General features: G+C 68.2%; 13 protein-coding genes. 4 read left to right on the forward strand and 9 right to left on the reverse strand.

From position 1 onward, the window contains the following. Positions 1-85: 85 nt before the first annotated feature. Genes CJ179_RS22355 through CJ179_RS22370 form a run of 4 tightly spaced genes read right to left on the reverse strand, consistent with a single transcriptional unit; the run spans position 86 to position 4960 of the window. A complete protein-coding gene (locus CJ179_RS22355; protein WP_095862930.1) occupies positions 86-973 on the reverse strand; it encodes a carbohydrate ABC transporter permease in 888 nt (295 codons plus the stop codon). A 3-nt stretch (positions 974-976) separates the two neighbouring features. After that, positions 977-2002, reverse strand: a complete 1026-nt coding sequence (locus tag CJ179_RS22360) for a carbohydrate ABC transporter permease (protein ID WP_179377630.1) — start codon at positions 2000-2002, stop codon at positions 977-979. A 13-nt stretch (positions 2003-2015) separates the two neighbouring features. Next, positions 2016-3281, reverse strand: coding sequence for an ABC transporter substrate-binding protein (locus CJ179_RS22365; RefSeq protein WP_072938122.1), 1266 nt, complete (start codon positions 3279-3281; stop codon positions 2016-2018). Next, a complete protein-coding gene (locus CJ179_RS22370; protein WP_072938121.1) occupies positions 3278-4960 on the reverse strand; it encodes a glycoside hydrolase family 13 protein in 1683 nt (560 codons plus the stop codon). The genes CJ179_RS22365 and CJ179_RS22370 overlap by 4 nt, the downstream gene beginning before the upstream one ends. 183 nt (positions 4961-5143) lie before the next feature. On the opposite strand from CJ179_RS22370, the gene CJ179_RS22375 reads away from it, so the two are divergent. Further along, entirely contained in the window at positions 5144-6160 is a 1017-nt protein-coding gene (locus CJ179_RS22375) for a LacI family DNA-binding transcriptional regulator (protein WP_072938120.1), read from the forward strand. A gap of 2 nt (positions 6161-6162) precedes the next feature. Here CJ179_RS22375 and CJ179_RS22380 read toward each other — a convergent pair whose 3' ends face one another. Both CJ179_RS22380 and CJ179_RS22385 read right to left on the reverse strand, forming a co-directional pair. Next, complete coding sequence (locus tag CJ179_RS22380) at positions 6163-7245, reverse strand: ABC transporter ATP-binding protein (protein WP_095862931.1); 1083 nt, start codon at positions 7243-7245, stop codon at positions 6163-6165. A gap of 210 nt (positions 7246-7455) precedes the next feature. Further along, positions 7456-8463 (reverse strand): FUSC family protein, encoded by a 1008-nt coding sequence (locus CJ179_RS22385; protein WP_095862932.1) that lies wholly within the window; start codon positions 8461-8463, stop codon positions 7456-7458. 264 nt (positions 8464-8727) lie between these two features. Here CJ179_RS22385 and CJ179_RS22390 point away from each other — a divergent pair, with 264 nt between their 5' ends. Next, positions 8728-9732 carry an ROK family glucokinase gene (locus CJ179_RS22390; protein ID WP_072938118.1) on the forward strand — a complete coding sequence of 335 codons (1005 nt, stop codon included), beginning with the start codon at positions 8728-8730 and terminating at the stop codon, positions 9730-9732. After that, positions 9717-10052: a WhiB family transcriptional regulator gene (locus CJ179_RS22395; protein ID WP_005253437.1), complete on the forward strand. Its 336-nt coding sequence runs from the start codon at positions 9717-9719 to the stop codon at positions 10050-10052. Before CJ179_RS22390 ends, CJ179_RS22395 begins: the two co-directional genes overlap by 16 nt. A 4-nt stretch (positions 10053-10056) precedes the next feature. On the opposite strand, the gene CJ179_RS22400 is transcribed toward CJ179_RS22395, so the two are convergent. The 3 genes from CJ179_RS22400 to CJ179_RS22410 form a co-directional block, all read right to left on the reverse strand. Further along, complete coding sequence (locus CJ179_RS22400) at positions 10057-11865, reverse strand: serine/threonine-protein kinase PknD (RefSeq protein WP_072938117.1); 1809 nt, start codon at positions 11863-11865, stop codon at positions 10057-10059. Positions 11866-11915: 50 nt separating this feature from the next. Further along, the gene (locus CJ179_RS22405) at positions 11916-12164 is read right to left on the reverse strand and encodes a hypothetical protein (RefSeq protein ID WP_072938116.1); all 249 of its coding nucleotides are present in this window, start codon (positions 12162-12164) and stop codon (positions 11916-11918) included. Between the two features lie 90 nt (positions 12165-12254). Beyond that, positions 12255-14807 (reverse strand): LuxR C-terminal-related transcriptional regulator, encoded by a 2553-nt coding sequence (locus tag CJ179_RS22410; RefSeq protein WP_095862933.1) that lies wholly within the window; start codon positions 14805-14807, stop codon positions 12255-12257. A gap of 335 nt (positions 14808-15142) precedes the next feature. On the opposite strand from CJ179_RS22410, the gene CJ179_RS22415 reads away from it, so the two are divergent. Then, entirely contained in the window at positions 15143-16432 is a 1290-nt protein-coding gene (locus CJ179_RS22415) for a M23 family metallopeptidase (protein ID WP_095862934.1), read from the forward strand. Positions 16433-16480 lie beyond the last annotated feature (48 nt).

Consider the following 16480-nt stretch of genomic DNA (forward strand, 5'->3'; position numbering starts at 1 on the left):
GAATGCTGCCACCGGAGGGCGGCCCGGCAAAACCCCCCGTGAGTACTTGTTAACGTCGGGCGGTTAACAAGTACTCACGGGTGCTCTACTTGACGCCGCCCGCGGTGAGGCCCGACACTATGCGGCGCTGCAGGAGCAGCACGATGATGACGAGCGGGATGGTCACGACCGTTCCCGCGGCCATCACAGACGTGAACGGCTCCTCGTGCGGTTTGCTTCCCGCGAATTGTGCGATGGCGACGGTGGCCGGCTGGGTGATGTCGTTGGACAGCTGGCTCGAGATCAGGTATTCGTTCCACGACGCGATGAAGGCGAGGATCGCGGTGGTGAACAGTCCCGGTGCGGCCAAGGGCAGCAGCACCATTCGGAACGCCTGCCGCCTGCTGGCCCCGTCGATCCGGGCCGCCTCCTCGAGTTCCCACGGCAGTTCCTTGAAGAATGCGGTGAGGGTGTAGATGGTGAGGGGCAGCACGAACGAGATGTTCGGGATGATCAGCGCCTGATACGTGCCGAACCAGCCCATCGACGTGAACAGCTGGAACAGCGGTGTCAGGACGGCGACACCCGGGAACATCGACGCGGCCAGGATGATCCCGAGGACCGCGTGTTTGCCCCGGAACTGCAACCGCGCCAGTGCGTACGCGGTGCCGACCCCCACGATCAGTCCGATCGCGGTGGTGACGGCGCCGATGATCGTGCTGTTGACGAGCGCCCGGGCGAAGTGGTTACCGGCGTCCGTGGAGAACACGTTCGCGAAGTTGTCCAACGTGACGTGGGTGGGCCACGGGGTGGTGTCGAACGTGTAGTCGGAGTCCCGGAAGGCGGTGACCACCATCCAGTAGACGGGGGCCAGACCCCAGACGACGATCACCGCGAGGCCCGCGTAAGTGCGGATCGACGCGAGCGACGGTCCCCGGCGCCTGCGCGCCACCGTGGGCCGGGGAATTCCCGGCGTGACGACTGCTGTGGACATGGGTCAGGCCTTTCGCTGCTGCTCTTGGGTGTCGATCACGTTGACGCCCATCACCTTCACGAGGACGTAGGCGACGGCGAAGATGAACAGGAACGTGATCGTGGAGAGGGCGGACGCGCTGTTGAATCCCTGGCGCATCTGGTCGATCACGAGGATCGACAGTGTGGTGGTGGCGGTGCCGTCGCCGCCGCCACCGCCGGTGAGGATCGCCGGGAGGTCGTAGATCCGCAGGACGTCGAGGACGCGGAAGAGGACCGCCACCAGAATGGCCGGCTTGATGAGGGGCAACGTGATCGAACGGAACCGCTGCCACGCGCCGGCGCCGTCCATCCGCGCCGCCTCGTACACCTCGGCGGGCACCATCTGCAGTCCGGCGAGGATCAGCAACGCCACGAACGGAGTGGTCTTCCAGGCGTCGGCGATCACGACGGCGAACCGGGCGGGCCACGTGTCACCCGTCCACAGAATGTCCGTGCCGAGCAGTTTGTTGGCGATGCCGTCGTAGGCGAAGACGAAGTACCACAGTTTCGCGGTGACGGCGGTCGGGATGGCCCACGCGACGAGGATGCTGGTCCGCAGCAGTGCCCGGCCGCGGAACGCCCGGTTCATGATGGTGGCGAACCAGAGTCCCAGCGCGACCTCGATGGTGACGGTGACCACGGTGAAGAACACGGTGACCCACATCGACTGCCAGAACAGTGATCCCAGTGTGCCGCCGGGGCAGGACACCGACGCTCCGGTCGTGTCGGTGCACCGCTGGAACAGCCAGTGCGTGTAGTTCGACAGTCCCGCGAAGCCCTGGTCGACGAATTTGCCGGTGGCGGGGTCGATGGTCGGGTCCTTGAACAGCGACATCACCATCGCACTGACCACCGGGTACAGGACGACGATGCCCAGCAGGATCATGGTCGGCAGAACCAGGAGCATCGCTGCCCTGCTGCGTCCCTTCCGGGGCCGCGGCGGCGTTTCGGACGAATCCGGTTGCGGGACGACCTCGGTCGTCGGTTCCGAGAGTTCGTGAACGGTCATCGGCTTGTCTCCTCTAGGACCCGGCCGCGGCGATCGCGGACTGGATGTCGGCGGCGGCCTGATCCACCGTCTTCTCGCCCTTGATCGCGGCGTACGCGTTGTTCTGCACGGCCCGGGTGACCGCGGGATAGAACGGGGTCACCGGCCGGGTCACGGCGTTCTCGATCGACGTCTTCAGCGTGGGGATGTACGGGTACTGCTCGATCAGTTCCGGGTCGTCGTAGACGTCGGCGCGGACGGGCGCGAGCGACCCCTGCGAGAGGAAGAACGCCTGCGACTTCTTCTCCAGGAAGAACTTCAGGAAGTCGGACGCGGTGGCCTTGTGCTCCGAGTACACGTTGATCGCGGCGCTGTGCCCGCCGAGTGTCGAGTGACCGGGCCCGTTCTTCCCCGGCAGCGGCGCCACCGCGAACTTGCCGGACACCGCGGAACTACCCTGACCGTTCATCAGGCTGTACGCGTACGGCCAGTTGCGCATGAACAGCAGGTCGCCGCTCTGGAACGCCTGCCGGGCCTGCTCTTCCTGGAACGTGACGGACTCGCGGGGAATCGCACCCGAACGGTACGCGTCGACCAGGGACTGCAGGCCCGCCTTGGCTTCCGGGGTGGTCATCGTCGGGGTCACGCCGTCCGGTCCGAGGATCGACCCGCCCGCCGTGTTGATGGCCTCGGACGCGTTGACGGTCAGGCCCTCGTACTTGGCGTACTGGCCTGCGTAGCAGCCGATTCCGGCCTGCCGCGCCGTCCCGCACGCGCCGATCAGCTCATCCCAGGTGGCGGGCGGGTGATCGAGCAGGTCGGTGCGGTAGTAGAGCAGGGCGCCGTCGCTGGTCTGCGGCGCCGCGTACAGGACGCCCCCGTATGTGGCCCCCGCGACGGTGGCGGGGAGCAGGCCGGACGTGTCGATCGCCATCGGGCCCTCGAGCGGTTGCAGCCATCCGCGGGCCGCGAATTCGGCGGTCCACACGACGTCGACGACGGCGACGTCGTAGCCGGGATCGCGGGACTGGAAATGCTGCACCAGGTCCTCGTGCTGCTGGTCGGCCTGGTCGGACTGCTCCTTGAACGTCACCTCCTCACCGGGATGGGTGGCGTTCCACTCGTCGATCAGCGGCCGGACGACGTTGGAGTTGTCCTTACCCTGCACGTAGGTGATGGGTCCGCGGCCGTCCAGGTTCTGCTTTTCCGCCTGCGCGGCGGCCTCGATGCCCTGATCGGCGCAGGACGTCGCCGCGAACAGGACCCCGACGGCCACCGCGGCGGCGGCGACGCGCTTCATCGTGATTCACCCGAGCCCGGTTCCGACAGCCACACCGCGGCGTCGGACGGGAGTCCGCCGGTGATGCCGGCGATCGAACCGAGCACCACGGTCGAGCCTTCGGGAAGTGCGGCCGGTTCGGTGCCGGTGTTCACCCAGCACTGCACTGCGCCGCGGGCGAACGCGAGAACGCCCGGGGGAGTGTCGAGCCACTCGACGGGATGCGGGGTGTCGAAGAACTCGGGCCGCAGTTCCAGCGCCCGGCGGTACAGCGTGAGGAACGACTCGGGGTGGCCCGCCTGCGCTTCCGCGGTGTGCGGGGCCCAGTGCCCGGGCTGCGGAAGCCAGGTGTCCTCTTCCGCGTCGAACGGGGAGAAGCCGTACGGCACTGCGTCGTTCGACCACGGGATCGGCACCCGGCAGCCGTCGCGGCCGCAGTCGGTGAAGCCGGTCTGGAACCACGTCGGATCCTGACGGACGTCGTCGGGAAGGTCCTCGACCTCTTCCAGTCCGAGTTCCTCGCCCTGGTAGATGTACGCGGTGCCGGGCAATGCCAGCTGCAGCAGCGCGGCGGCGCGGGCACGGCGCCTGCCCAGGTCGTGGTTCGGCTCCTCGAGCGCCCAGCGGGCGCGCTCCCAATCGGTTTCGACGAGGTGGTCGGGCTGCGAGCGGGAGTAGCGGGTGACGGTGCGGGGCACGTCGTGGTTGGAGAGCACCCAGGTGGCGGGTGCGCCGACGGTGGCAGCCTGCTCGAGCGCGTCGTCGATCACGGCGCGAATGCTGTCCGAGCGCCACGGGGCGCGCAGGAAGTCGAACTGGAACGCGGTGTGGAGTTCGTCGGGGCGCAGGTACCGGGCCAGCCGGTCGTTGCCGGGAACCCAGGCCTCGGCGACGAAGACGCGGTCGTTGTAGGCGTTGGCGACGGTCCGCCAGCCCCGGTACACCTCGTGGACGGCATCCTGGTCCCAGGCGGGGTGCGGATCGGTGTGCTGCGAACCGGGAAGGCGCTCACCGGCATCGGGCAGTGCGGGATCCTTGGCCAGGCCGTGGGCGACGTCGATCCGGAAGCCGTCGACGCCCTTGTCGAACCAGAACCGCAGGATGTCCTCGAACTCCGCACGGACCTCGGGGTGCTCCCAGTTGAGGTCGGGCTGTGCGGGAGCGAACAGGTGCAGGTACCACTCGCCGGTGTCGAGACGGCTCCACGCGGGACCGCCGAATGCGCTCTGCCAGTCGTTGGGCGGCTCGTCGCCCGCCGGGCCGCGGCCGGGCCGGAAGATGTAGCGCTCGCGTGCCCCGGGCTCGTCGCGGAGCGCGGCCCCGAACCAGCGGTGCTCGCTGGAGGTGTGGTTGGGCACGATGTCGAGGATCACGCGGATCCCCAGCTCGTGGGCCTCGGCGATGAACGCCTCACCCTCCGCGAGCGTGCCGTACGACGGCTCGATGTCGCGGAAGTCGGCGACGTCGTAGCCGGCATCCGCCATCGGCGACGGGTACCAGGGGTTGATCCACACGGCGTCGACGCCGAGGTCGGCGAGGTAGGGCAGCTTGGAACGCAACCCGGTGAGGTCGCCGATGCCGTCGCCGTTCCCGTCGGCGAAGCTGCGGATGTAGACCTGGTAGACGACGGCCGTCTTCCACCAGGCTTCGGGGTGCCGGCTCGCGACGGTGGTTGCGGTCGACTCCACGGACTGGGTCATCGAATCTCCTCGGTGCGGGGATGGGATGGGCGAATGTGATGCGTAAACGTTTGCGTAATGAGCGTGAGGCACATCACAGGTTGCTGTCAACTCGAACAGGGTGATTTCTTTTCCGCACTACAGCGGCTTGCGTTCCGTGAGGAATTTGCGCAAATATTTGCGTTGCTCGCTTACTGTGGGAACGTGATCCCCAAGCAGTCCGTGAACATGGCCGACGTCGCGCGCCGCACCGGCGTCTCGATCGCCACCGTCTCCCGTGCGCTGCGCGGCGAGAAGGGGGTGTCCGACGCGACGCGACTGCGGATTCAGCGGGTCGCCGACGAGTTGGCGTACGTCATCTCGCCCGAGGCGTCGAAGCTGTCGGGCGGCGCGACGGGCCGGGTGGCCGTCGTCGTGCCGTGGATCGACGCCTGGTTCTACTCACGGGTCCTCGCCGGCATCGAGCACGAACTCCGTGCCGCCGACCTGGACGTGATGCTGTACTGCCTCGAGGAGTCGTCCCAGCGTGAATCGTTCTTCGAACGACTTCCGTTGCGCCGCAAGGTCGATGCGGTCATCGCCGTGGCGTTTCCGCTGACCGGGCCGGAGCGGGCACGGCTCGAGGAGATGGACGTGACCGTGGTGGTCATCGGCGCGCACGCCGGCGACTTCCCGTCCGTCCGGATCGACGACGAACTGGCCGCGCGTCAGGCCGTCGGCCATCTGATCAGGATCGGGCACACGCGGATCGGCATGATCCGCACCGTCGACCCGGAAGGGCAGTCCTGGGCGGGCGACATCGCCCGGGTCGCGGGTTTCCACGGTGCACTCGCCGACGCCGGACTCGACGACGACTGCATCGCGACCGTGCCCTGGGGCGTCGAGGGCGGCGAGCGGGGCATGGAACTGCTGCTCAGCCGAGCCGACGTGCCCACCGCGGTGTTCTGTCATTCCGACGAGGTCGCCGTCGGAGCGCTACGCACGCTGCGGCGAGCGGGGGTACCCGTCCCGGCCGGGATGTCGGTGATCGGCATCGACGATCACCCGACGGCGGAGCTGGCCGACCTGACCACGGTCCGGCAACCGGTGGCAGAGCAGGGAGCGGCGGCGGGCCGGGTGGTCGTGGACCTGCTGAGCGGGCGGGAACCGGCGGAACGGACGGTCGTGCTCCCGACCCACCTGGTGGTCAGGGGCTCGACCGCCCGTCCCGCGGAACTCTGAGGTCAGCGCACCAGGCGCTCGCCCGCCGCGTCGGTGGCGAAGAGGTGCGCGTGTGCCTCGTCGACGCGGACGTGCACGACCTGGCCCTTCTCGGGTGGGTTGCGCCAGTCCACGCGCGCGACCAGGTTCTCGGTTCGTCCGTGGACGGTGGTGCGGCCGAACACGAATGCCTCGGAGCCGAGCTCCTCGACGACGTCGATCTCGAGTTTCAGTCCGCCGGAATCGGCGATCTCGACGTGCTCGGGCCGGATCCCGAAGATCACCTCACGCCCGCCCGCCGCGGTCAGGGCGTCGCGGGGGACGGGCACCAGCTGGTCGCCGATCAGCACGCCGCCGTCGGTGACGGGCACGGTGAACAGATTCATCGACGGTGAGCCCATGAACCCGGCGACGAACACGTTCGCGGGCCGGCGGTAGAGCTCGCGGGGGGAGGCGCACTGCTGCAGCACGCCGCCCTTGAGGACGGCGACACGGTCGCCCATCGTCATGGCCTCGACCTGGTCGTGGGTGACGTAAACGGTGGTGGTGCCGAGGCGGCGCTGGAGCTGGGCGATCTGGGTACGGGTCTGCACGCGCAGTTTCGCGTCGAGGTTCGACAGCGGCTCGTCCATCAGGAACACCTGCGGTTGCCGGACGATGGCGCGGCCCATGGCAACTCGCTGCCGCTGGCCGCCGGAGAGTGCCTTGGGTTTGCGGTCGAGGTAGGCGCCGAGGTCGAGCATGTCGGCGGCCTCCGCGACGCGGGTGCGGATCTCGGACTTGTCGGTGCCTGCGAGTTTGAGGGCGAAGCCCATGTTCTCGGCGACGGTCATGTGCGGGTAGAGCGCGTAGTTCTGGAAGACCATCGCGATGTCGCGATCCTTGGGTTCGGCGTGCGTGACGTCGCGGCCGCCGATCAGGATCTGGCCGCCGTCGACGTCCTCCAGTCCGGCGAGCATCCGCAGCGACGTGGATTTTCCGCAGCCGGACGGGCCGACGAGGACGAGGAACTCACCGTCCTCGATGTGCAGGTCGAGTTGATCGACGGCGGGGACGTCGGACCCGGGAAAGAGCCTGGTCGCGCGGTCGTACGTGATTGTTGCCATGAGAAATGAATCCCTCCACCGGCAGGAACGTGCCGGACGATCCGAGTGTCAGGGGCGTGCCGGCTTGTGCCGACGGGAGAGAACTATGGCGCAGATCACAGGGCTTGTCCACTCGGGCGTCCGGCGTCCACGCCCACTCCGGACCAACGGGACGCTCGTTGCGTCAGATCGAACGAGCGTCCCGTTCGTCCGTCGAACATTCCGCCCCCGTCAGCGGGACGACTGCGTCCGACGCCCCAGGGCGGGGACGGCGATGCCGAAGAGGAACGCGATGGCGACGCCGAGCACGGTTTCGGAAAGCCGTTCGGTGAAGCGGTATCCGGCCTGTTCGGGATCGGAATACAGCAGCAGGACGAACACGAGGAACGTGGTGAACGTGGAGGTCACGTACCAGCGACTGCGGTGGGTTGCCGCGGCGGTCGCGACGACCGCGACGACGGCGGCGCTGTAGACCCAGTCGGCGGGAGTCGCACCGACGACGAGCACGGCCGCCGTGCCCCCGATGAGCATCGACGCGATCCGTCCCGCCATGCGGGTCACCTGTTCGTCGGTGTCGGGACGCATCACGAGAAGTGCTGCTGCGCAGGCCCAGCCGACGTGGTCGAGGTCGAGGGTGAACCCGATCGCGGCGGCGGTCGCGCCTGCGGCGCCGAGTCGGACGCCGTACCCGAGGGTGATCGCGGTCCCGGGCCGAACGGGCGCGACGGCAGCATGTTCGGGGAGCAGCAGCGAAACGACATACGCGAACACCGAACCGCCGATCATGAGCACGGCGAGTCCGACTGCTGTGGCCGGGTCGTCGTAGCTGAGCCCGACTCCGACCAGCGGCACCGACAGCGTCGACAAGACCCTGCCGAGGTTTCGCCGCTTCGCGACGGTGGTCCGTGCGAGCGCCGCCGCACCGACTGCGAGGGTGAACACGACCACGATCGCCAGCAGGGGTGTGTGGGCGACGAGTGAGCCCAGCACCATCGGCAGCCCGGTCAGGATCCCGATGAGAATCAGTGCAGCCCGCGCCCGTCGGGTCGGCGGCAGTCCCATGATCGCCGCGGGCAGCACCCCCACCGCCAGCGCGACACCCGACGGGACGGCGACGGCGGCGGTGACCGCGGCGGCCGGCGCGGCGTCGACGGCGCCCAGCGCCGCGGCCCGCCATTGCCAGTCGATGCGCCGGGTGCCGGTCTCGCCCGGTTCCGGCTGCTGGTGGGCGCCGGGCACGAGCTACGGGCCTGCCGGCTCGATCGACCATGGGGAGCTCATCGAATCCTCCTTCGTGCGATTCGGCGATCGCGATCTCAGATTCCTCCTACCTGTGCGGATGCGGATCACTCCTCGGGGATGAGATCGGGAAGCGGCCGATCGGTGCTGACATACCCAGCACTTTGTTCTCAGAAAAACCAAAGTACGTATTGATAACGAGCCAAAGGTCCTCTAGTGTCAGCGTGACACCGCTCACTCGTAGATTTGAAGAGGACACGAGACATGGCTCTGACAATTGGCATCGACGTGGGTGGCACGAAGATCGCTGCCGGCGTGGTCGACACCGACGGAGTCATCCACCGGATGGTGCGTCGTGACACCCCGTCCCACGATGCGCGCGGTGTCGAGAACGTCATCGCCGAACTCGTCCGGGATCTGGCCGATACCCACCCGGTCCAGGCCGTCGGCATCGGCGCGGCAGGCTTCGTCGCCGCCGACCTCAGCACCGTGCTGTTCGCCCCGAACCTCGCCTGGCGCAACGAACCGCTCGGTGCGGTGGTCGAAGCGGCGTGCGGATTGCCGACGGTGGTGGAGAACGACGCCAACGCCGCCGCCTGGGGCGAAGCGCGCTTCGGGGCCGGGCGGACGGGACAGACCGTCGTCGTGCTCACCGTGGGAACCGGGATCGGCGGCGGTATCGTCGTCGACGGCGTCCTCCACCGCGGCAAGTTCGGGGTGGCCGCGGAGTTCGGGCACCTCAACGTCGAACCGCACGGCCGCCGGTGCGGCTGCGGCAACCACGGCTGCTGGGAGCGTTACGCCAGCGGGCGGGCACTCGTCCGGGAAGCGCAGGACCTCGCGAACGTGTCGCCCGGTTTCGCCGCCGACCTCCTCGCCCGCGCAGGCGGCAGGGCCGACGCCATCACCGGCCTGCACGTCACCGCCGCCGCACAGGACGGCGACCCCGCCGCGCTCGAATGTTTCCGGGTGATCGGTTCCTGGCTGGGACACGGCATGGCGGACATCGCCGCGTTCTTCGACCCCGACCTGTTCATCATCGGCGGGGGAGTCTGCGAGGCCGGTGAACTGCTGCGCGGTCCCGCCGCCGCCGCTTTCGAGAACCGTCTCACGGGACGCGCACATCGACCGGTCGCCGAGGTGCGACTAGCGGAACTCGGCGCGAACGTCGGCATCGTCGGCGCCGCCGATCTGGCCCGGGAACGAGTTCTCGGGCTCGCACACAACGGCTCACGAGTATCTGGAGGAGTGCAATGTCCAATCGGTTGAGTCTTCCCATTCCGGTCGCCGAGGTGTGGGACTGGCAGAGGGACGCCGCGTGCCGCGGCTACGAATCGTCCACCTTCTTCCACCCCGACCGCGAACGCGGCCGGGCACGCGAGATGCGGGACTTCCGCGCCAAGATGATCTGCCGCGGCTGCCCCGTGCTGGTGCAGTGCCGGGAGCACGCGCTCAGTGTCGGTGAACCGTACGGCATCTGGGGCGGTCTCTCCGCGAACGAACGCGAAGAACTGCTCGCCAATCACCACGGCCGGGTCGACGAGGCGGTCGCGGAATCGTTCGGGTTCGACCTGGCACGCCAGGCCTGAGCGGTCAGCTGCCCGCGGGCAGCATGACCACCCGGCTGTTGTCGGTGTCCGCGACGTACACATCGCCCCGGCTCGACACGGCGATCCCTTCCGGCTGGTCCAGGCCCGTGAACGGGAGGACCTCCTGCTCGTCCGAACCGGCGGGCAGCCGCAGAATCCGATTGTGGTTCTGGTCGATCGCGTACACGGTTCCTTCGTCGTCGACCGCGACACCACCGACGCTCTGGAGGTCGGTGAACGGCAGGAAGCTCTGGGCGCGGGTGGCAGCGTTCCACGCGAGCACCTTGTTGGGCGTGCCGACGTACAGATCGCCCTGCTCACCGACGGCGACGGCGAACGGCCCGATCACCGTCAGGGGTACCGCGACGGGGGCGGCGGTGACGTCGCGCAGGGCCATCACCCGGTTGTTCAGCGTGTCCGCGACGTACAGCGTTCCATCCGGTCCGAGCGCGATTCCGAACGGCTGGTTCAGCCCGCCGATCGGCATCGGTACCTGGGTGCTGCCGTGCAGCATCGTCACGGTGTTGGTCACGAGATCGGAGACGTACACGTCGCCGGACGTGCTGACCGCAACTCCCTGCGGAACGTCGAGTCCGGTGAAGGGAAGAACCGTCTGCTCGTAGGACCCGGCGCGCACCTCCAGAACCTGTTTGGCCGCGCTGTCCGCGATGTACAGGTTCCCGCTGCCCGAGACCGCGAGCCCGGCCGGGCCCTGCAAGCCGGTCAGCGGGAGCACCACCTGCCTGTCGGCCGACTCCTCGCCAGGCCAGACGACATAGGCGACAGCGGCGGCGACGAGGACAACCGCCAGAAGGGCGGCGAGCAGCCAGCGTGTGCGCCGCCACCGGCCCGCGACCGTTGTCGGTGTCGTCGGCTCCGCACCCGGCTCGGCGTCGGGCCGGGTCACGGCGGGACGGCTCGTCCGGGTGGTCGCCGCGGAGTCGGCGAGGCCGGCAGGGCGGGTGACACTGCCCGGCCCGTCCCACTCGATCGCGTGGACGGCGTCGCTGAACTCACGACACGTCGAGTAGCGCTCCTCGCGGTCCTTGGCCATGGCGCGCGCGACGACGGCGTCGACACCGGCGGGCAGCCCGGGTCGCACCACACTCGGCTTGGGAATCGGCCCGTTCAGATGACCGTGCATCACCGACGACGCGGTGGTCCCGGGAAACGGCGGTTCGTTGGTGAGCAGATGGAAGAACGTGCAGCCCAACGCGTAGATGTCGACACGGTGGTCGAGTTTCCGGCCCTCGATCTGCTCGGGCGCCGCGTAGTGCAGCGTCGCCACCAGCATCCCGGTGCGGGTCAGCTGATGCGTCTCGTCCAGGGCCTTGGCGGTGCCGAAATCGGTGAGCAGCACACGTTCGGGGTCGCCCGGCGCGAGCAGGATGTTCGCCGGCTTCACGTCGCGATGCAGGATCCCCGCCTCGTGCGCGTGATCGAGCGCCTTCCCGGTCTCGCTGACGATGTGCACGGCGCGCTCCACGTCCAGTGCCCCGGAATTGAGCGCTCTCCGGGCGTCGACGCCGGGAACGTACTGCATCGCGATCCACAACCGGCCGCCCTCGCGGCCGCGGTCGTGGACGGTGACGATGTTGGGATGGTCGAGATGGGCGGCGTGGTCCGCTTCCGACTCGAAACGCGACCGGACGTAGTCGTCGCTCGTCCACGACGTGTCGAGCAGTTTGAGAGCGACCTTGCGCGGCAGGTTGGGATGCTGGGCGAGGTAGACGGTGCCCATCCCGCCTCGTCCCAGAACCCGTTCGATCACGTAGCCGGCAAACACCGTGCCCGGTTCGAACTCGCCGCTCACTCGGCTTCACCGCCTCCCGGGACCCTTCCCCATTGAACCCCGACGCCCGGTCAGTCCGGTAGCCTGCGCATCTCGATGACGGTCAGTCCCAGCGCGTCGAAGCGGGCCAGCATGCCCCGGAGATCCGTCGGGCCGTCGACCGGACCGTAGAGCGTCGTGTCACCGGTCGTGACGTCCGAGACGTCCAACTCGGGGAAGGCCGCCAGCACCCGATCGGACAGGGCGCCGCTGATCAGGAAGGCGTACCTGACCTTGCCGGGCCAGTTCGATTCAGGACGCACCACGGCGGGCTCCTTCATTCGCATCGTCGTTCCAGAACTCGGTCAGCCGTAGATTTCAGGGTGACCGACGGAACGGCGACGCGCCTCACCCGCAAGTGGTGAACCGTCTCAGAGCAAACCGTTGTGTTGCGCGGCGGCGATCGCGTCGCGGCGGGACGTGACGCCGAGTTTGCGGTAGATCCCGCGCAGATGCGTCTTCACCGTGTTCACCGACACGCACAGGTCGGCCGCGATCTGCTCGGCGGTGCGCCACGACGGAAGCTCCACGAGGAGTTCCAGTTCACGGGGAGTGAGCATGTCGGATGCCGTGCTCTCCGACCGCGGAAACGACGCGCGGAGCCTCTCCGCGAACGGTTCGAGGACCCCGAACCGGCCGGTGCTCCGCACGAGGAGATCCCGGATCTGTGGTCCGCAGTCGTGGAACGGACGCAGCACCGACTGCGGCTCCGCGAGACGCAACGCCTCGGTGAGTGCGCTGTGGGCGCGCGAATCATGTTTGCGGGCAAGCGCGATCGACGCGTCCACGAGCCACGCCGCGATCAGGTTGGTGCCCGCGGCGCATTCCAGTTCACCGTCCAGGACCGGCTGGATCGTCCGGCGGGCCAGGTCGAGGCGGTGCAGGTGCAGGTGAATGATCGCCTCGACGAGGGGTGTGTCGCCGGTGGGCCCGAGGATGGCCTGCGCCTCGGTGGCCAACTCGTGCGCCCACCCGATCTCACCGGCGGACAGATACGCGTACTGGATGGCGGGCAGCAGCACCGCCCGGATTCCCGGCGGCATCGGCAGCGCGGACGACACGGGGCTGTCCGCATGCACCATCGTCACCGAACCGTGCCGGTGTTCGGACTCGTCGAGACCGAACAGGGCCGCGGCGCCGTCGGCGAGACCGGCGGTTCCGGTGCTCGCGCGACGCAACGCCTCGGCGGATTCGGCGGCGACGCGGGCGGCGTCGGGGTCCATCCGCATGTAGCGGCACCAGGAGTCGATGAGCTTCGTCAACTGGAACGTCGGATCGCTCGTCGCCGACTGCGTCCGGCCGATCGTCAGGGCCTCGTCCACCAGTTCGGACGCCACCGTGACGTCCCCCCGCGACATCGAGACGGCGGCGAGAGTCCCCAGGCAGTACATGACGCTCAACGGTGCGTCGCCGAGCCTCGCGTGCGCGAGCGACCTCCCGAGCACGGCCTCCGCCTCGTCGTCCCGTCCGAGGAAGAGCAGCGCACGCCCTTCCTGGAGCAGGACGAACGCGTCGAGATCGGGGTCGCCGCTCGATCCGCCGCCCACGCTCTGCAGCCGCTTCAGCGCGGTCTCGATGTCGCCGGTGCCGATCGCGGTCTGCACCCGCAGCGATTCGCGGAGCAGCAGGTGCACCCGGGATTCGGTGGCGCCGTCCACCAGTAGCCCCGACTTCCTGCGGTCGAGGAGTTCGAGGGTGGACGTGGCCACCGGGATGTTTCCCGAGGCGAGCGCGGCGGCGGCGCGGAGCAGCCGCGCCGACGGATGGTCCTGCGACGCACGGGGCGCCCTCGTGAGAATCCGGTCGACGGCCTCGCCGTGGCCGCCGATGATCAGGGGCAGCGACGTCCGGGCCAGCAGAGCCACGATCTCGTCGTGATCACCGGAGTTCACCGCGTGTTCGAGTGCGAGCAGTGCATCCCCGAATTCGTCGTGCCAGTGGGCCGCCGTCAATTCGAGATGCTCGACTTCGACGTGGCCGATCCGGCTGATCTCCGCGCGCAGATAGCTGCGCAGCAGCGGGTGGTAGCGGTAGTGCGTGGGGTTCTCGGTGATCCGGCTGATCAGGAAATTGTGGTGCTCGAGCCAATCGATGTTGCCGTGCGCGTCGGTGCAGCCCGTGAGTTTCTCGGCGAGTTCGACCGTGAACGAGACGGGGACGGACGTGCGCAGGAGGAACTCGCGCATCTCGTCGGTCTGGCCGGCGAGGACCTCCTCGATGAGATAGTCGGCGACGGCCCGGCGGTCGCCCGAGAACTCGGCGATCAATCGGCTCGGATCCGGATGTCCTTCCAAAGACATTCCCGCCAGCCGGATTCCGGCAGCCCAGCCCTCCGTGCGAACCATCAGGGCGTCGAGATCGTCCGGGGACAGCACCACGCCGTGCTCGTCGAGCATCTCGGCGGACTCGTCGGACGTGAAGGCGAGATCCGTTGCCGTGAGCGTGAACAGCCTGCCGTCCAGGCGAAGCCGCTGCAGCGCGAGCGGCGGCTCGAACCGTCCGACGATGACCGTCCGCAGCATCGGTGGTTGCCAGCGCATGAACGACTCGAGGTCGGTGAGCACGTCGGTGTCGCGCAGGAGATGGGCGTCGTCGATGATCATCCAGATGTTCTCGCCGAGTTCGTGCAACGCGGCCGACAATGTGGCGCCGAGGTCCGGTGACTCGGAAACGAGCCCGGCGCACGCCTTCTGCAGACGAGGATTTCCGGAGTCGGTGAGCGCGCGGAGGATCGCCCGGTGGACGACGTCGAGGTCGTTGTGCCGCTCCTCGATCGTGAGCCAGGCAATGGTCGGAGCGTCGTCGGCGGCCAGCAACTCCCGCGCCCAGTCGGCCACCGCCCGCGTCTTTCCCGACCCGGCAGGCGCGCAGACCAGCGCGACCGGATAGGGGTGGGTCTCGTCGGTGAGCGCGTCGGTGAGCATGGTGTGCAGGCGGGTCCGGGTGACCGTTCGACCCCCTGCACTCGAAGGTATTCGAGTACTCAGATGAAATTCCCCGAGCGGTGCTGCCGCCACGCCGACCCCCAATTCTCGCTGCACCGAGAAACGATCTTCGACAAACGTCAATCTCCGACGCAGTAAGCCGGTGCGATGATTTTAGCGAGAACCCGGTGTTCTGTGTGGATGAACGTGGTTTCCGCAAACCGGCAGCAATCCGAAGTTCACACGAGACGGGTGAATCCGTAGCCGGCGGATCGGCGGACCATGGCCACGTCGGAGAGCACACGGCAGCGGCGAAGTGCCTGAATGGAGTGACCATGAAGTTGGCAGTGGCCGGGCTGATGATGTCGATCGCACTCGTCGCTGCGGGGTGCTCGACCAGCGACGATGCGCTGGAGACGAGCGCGTCGCCGACGACGGCAGGCGGGACCGGCGCGGTCACCGTGCCCGACGCCTACACGGGACTGATCCTCACCCCGATCGGTGATCCGACCTTCCCGTTCCCGGGAACCGACGGGAAGTACCACGTCGCCTACGACCTCCAGTTGACGAACGCGACACCCGTCCCGGCGACCCTCGACAAACTGGACATCGTCGACGGGACCGACCCGTCGAAGGTGATCGCGTCGTTCTCCGGTGCGGCGCTCGTCGAGCCGAATTGTCCGTACGGCGACTGCAACCGGTTGCGGATGCTCACCGCGCCGGCCGCGACCTCCACGGCGATTCCGCCGCAGGAAAGTCGCATCGTGTTCGTCGACTACACGTTCGACTCGCTCGATCAGGCCCCGAAGGCGGTGCTCCACCACCTCTACGGCAGCGCCGCCGCGGCCCCGTCGTCGCGGGAACCGTCCGCCGTCGACTATCTGACCACCGCCCTCGACATCGATGCCGGGACCCCACGCGTCATCTCGCCACCGCTGAAGGGCGACAACTGGATTGCCCTCAACGGCTGCTGCCTGCCGGGCTTCCCGCACCGGACGTCGCCGCTCCCGGTCGACGGCAAGATCAACAACAGTCAGCGGTTCGCGATCGACTGGAAACGCACCAACGACCAGGGCGAGTTCTACACCGGCGACCGGACGAAGAACGAAAGCTACGTCGACTACGGGTCCGACGTGTACGCCGTCGCCGACGGAACGGTCGTGGCCACGCTCGACAACGTGCCCGCCAACGCCCCGGGCACACTGCCCGCCGAGGTGCCGGAACTCGCCGCGAAACTCACCGTCGAGAACGTCGACGGAAACCACGTCGTCCTCGACCTCGGGGGCGGCGTCTACGCGATGTACGCGCACTTCATCGAGGGTTCGCTGCTCGTCAAGCCCGGGGACAAGGTCTCGAAGGGCGACACCCTCGCGAAACTCGGGAACACCGGCAACGCCAACGCGTCGCACCTGCACTTCCAGCTTATGAACGGCCCGAGCCTGCTCTACGCCGACTCCCTGCCGTACGTCTTCGACAGCTTTGAATACGAGGGGCAGGTGGCGCCGAAGCAGATCCTCGACGCGGACGACTACCTGTCGGGGCAGTTCCTGCAGGGAAAACTGCCCAGCGGTGAGCCGCGGACGGATCAGCTTCCGAGCAACCTCGCGATCGTCGACTTCGGATAGGCGGCTCCGCCGCCCGTGCGCCTTTCTGGTAGCTGGAACAACCAGAAA

Source organism: Rhodococcus sp. ACS1 (assembly GCF_002300155.1).
Classification (GTDB): Bacteria; Actinomycetota; Actinomycetes; order Mycobacteriales; family Mycobacteriaceae; genus Rhodococcus_F; species Rhodococcus_F koreensis.